This is a genomic window from Moorena sp. SIO2C4, from assembly GCF_010672485.1.
In the GTDB taxonomy this organism is placed as follows: Bacteria; Cyanobacteriota; Cyanobacteriia; order Cyanobacteriales; family Coleofasciculaceae; genus Moorena; species Moorena producens.
Window position 1 is genome coordinate 1 of record NZ_JAAHGN010001095.1, and the last position, 2,444, is coordinate 2,444.

At 42.7% G+C, this 2,444-nt stretch carries 5 protein-coding genes; all 5 read left to right on the top strand.

Features of this window, described 5'->3' with window-relative positions; translation table 11 throughout:
• Positions 1–181 precede the first annotated feature (181 nt).
• The 5 genes from F6K20_RS34135 (at position 182) to F6K20_RS34155 (ending at position 2,310) form a co-directional block, all read left to right on the top strand.
• Positions 182–790, top strand: coding sequence for a phage tail sheath family protein (locus F6K20_RS34135; protein WP_353736879.1), 609 nt, complete (start codon positions 182–184; stop codon positions 788–790).
• A 47-nt stretch (positions 791–837) separates the two neighbouring features.
• Positions 838–993 carry a hypothetical protein gene (locus tag F6K20_RS34140; protein WP_287297740.1) on the top strand — a complete coding sequence of 52 codons (156 nt, stop codon included), beginning with the start codon at positions 838–840 and terminating at the stop codon, positions 991–993.
• Between the two features lie 98 nt (positions 994–1,091).
• On the top strand, positions 1,092–1,556 hold the full coding sequence (locus F6K20_RS34145; RefSeq protein WP_287297742.1) for a phage tail protein: 465 nt from the start codon (positions 1,092–1,094) through the stop codon (positions 1,554–1,556).
• A 104-nt stretch (positions 1,557–1,660) separates the two neighbouring features.
• A complete protein-coding gene (locus F6K20_RS34150; RefSeq protein ID WP_287297744.1) occupies positions 1,661–2,143 on the top strand; it encodes a phage tail protein in 483 nt (160 codons plus the stop codon).
• 2 nt (positions 2,144–2,145) lie between these two features.
• Complete coding sequence (locus F6K20_RS34155; RefSeq protein ID WP_287297745.1) at positions 2,146–2,310, top strand: DUF5908 family protein; 165 nt, start codon at positions 2,146–2,148, stop codon at positions 2,308–2,310.
• The last annotated feature ends 134 nt before the right edge of the window (positions 2,311–2,444 follow it).

Genomic DNA, 2,444 nt, shown 5'->3' on the forward strand with positions numbered 1-2,444 from the left:
TCCTTATCTCCAAACATCACTCAACTACTATTACACCGATGATTCTGTAAGTATTCAAGGAGGTGGAGGAACCACCGATACATGATGAAGCACTAATACAGGAGGAGACACTAATACAGGAGGAAGCACTGAGCCAAAGCTGACTGGCATCAAAACCAACAACACCGATCTCTACAACAAAATTAAGACTGAACTAGCTAAACAGCGAGTCGTATTACCCCCAAGTGCAGCCGTAGCAGGGGTATATGCCAGGGTAGATCGGGACAGAGGAGTTTGGAAAGCACCTGCTAATGTCAGCTTGGCATCGGTACTTGCGCCTACGGAAAAAATTACCAACGAGGAACAGGAAAATCTCAACGTTGATCCCACCGCTGGTAAATCCATCAATGCTATTCGCAGTTTTACCGGAAAAGGAACTTTAATTTGGGGAGCAAGGACTTTAGCGGGTAATGACAATGAATGGCGCTATATCCCTGTGCGCAGACTGTTCAATCTGATTGAAGAATCGATTCAGAAAGCCACTGCATTTGTGGTCTTTGAGTCTAACAACACCATCACCTGGCTGAAAGTGAAGTCCCTAATTGAAAATTATCTAGAGGGATTATGGCGACAAGGTGCCCTGGCTGGTAGCACTCCTGAACAAGCTTTCTTTGTTAATATCGGACTGGGTAAAAGCATGAGAGCACAGGACATTTTAGAAGGACGGATGATTGTGGAAATTGGTCTGGCAGCAGTTCGTCCGGCTGAGTTCATTATCCTGAAATTCTCCCATAAATTACAGGAAGCATAGGGGGAATTCAAAATTCAAAATTCAAAATTCAAAATTGTAAGCATTCAGTGGTCAGCGGTCAGCATTCAGTGGTCAGTGGTCAGCAGTCAGTGGTCAGTGGTCAGCAGTCAGCGGTCAGCGGTCAGCAGTCAGTGGTCAGCTTATTTTATTCAAAAGCACCGATTGCGCTACGCGCATTAGCTGTTCGCGTAGCGTGCGCGTAGCGCTTAAGCTGATAGCTGTTCGCGTAGCGTGCGCGTAGCGCTTAAGCTGATAGCTGATAGCTTAAACTAAACCTAAAGTAATTAAGGATAAATAAATCATGGCAGACACAGTAGAACAAATCAAAAATACTTATCCAATTCCCGTATTTTATTACCGAGTCACCATCGCTGGAGATAATTCCTATGCTTTCTCAGAGGTATCGGGATTAAGCATTGAATACGAAACGATTACTTATCGAGATGGCCTGAGTTATAAAGAAGGGGCAAAGTACATGCCAGGATTAGACACTCCCATTAACCTAACCCTACAGAAAGGAATTGTCAGACAAGACAGCTATTTATTTGATTGGTTTAACACGATTAACCTCAATACCGTCGAAAAGCGAGATCTTACTATTGAATTGTTAGACGAGTCAGGTGAACCAGTTGTATCCTGGGAAGTTATAAATGCTTTCCCTAAGAAATTAGATGCACCGTCATTTAATGCCACTAGCAATGAAGTGGCTATTGAAAGTTTAGAACTAATGGCTAATACTCTCAAGGTTAATAACCCTCCATTATAATCATTAGACTTCTCTCTTCTCTCTTCCCTGCTCCCTGCTCCCTGCTCCCTGTTCCCTAAAACCCAATACTTTGTAGTTCATCGAATTGAAAACCGCTGTAAGTGATGGCAGATAATTTCCCCATTCCGGAACTTACTTTGACTGAAAATCCCCCGGTTGGATTTAATTTTATGGTCGTCTTTTTCATTGCTGGAATTGTGCCTAATCCCTTAGATATTCGCTTTCAAAAGGTATCGGGAATTTCTGCGGAAATAAGCACAACGGACATCCGTGAAGGGGGTGAAAATATTTTCAGACATCGTTTGCCTAATCAGGTTACCTATAATAATCTGGTTTTAGAAAGAGGAATGGTGATTGGCTCTCCTCTGAATGTAGAGTTTAACGTTGCTATGAGTACCATGAAATTTGCTCCCAGCAATGTCTTAGTCATTTTGCTTAATGAAAACACTGCTCCTGTTTCTAGTTGGTTATTTAAGAGAGCTTATCCAGTAAAATGGACGACATCTGACCTAGATGCTAATGCCAATGCTGTGGTTATAGATACGATGGAATTAGCCTATGCCAGATTTCAAAGTGTGAGGATTTAGCTATGCCAGTGGAAATCAAAGAATTAATTATTCGTGCCAACATTGTGGATAGTAAGGATACTAATTCAGAATCCCAGATTGAAGGGACTTCTGGACAGAAACAAGAAATCATTGCTGCTTGTGTGGCACAGGTACTGAAAATACTGGAGCGGAAACAAGAGAGGTAAGGTAAGGAAGTGTGGGGAGGGTGGGGAGAGGGGGAGATAGGGAGATAGGGAGATAGGGAGATAGGGAGATAGGGAGATTTTTATAGCAGAAGTCAGAAGTCAGAAGTCAGAAGTCAGAAGTCAAACTCTTGCGC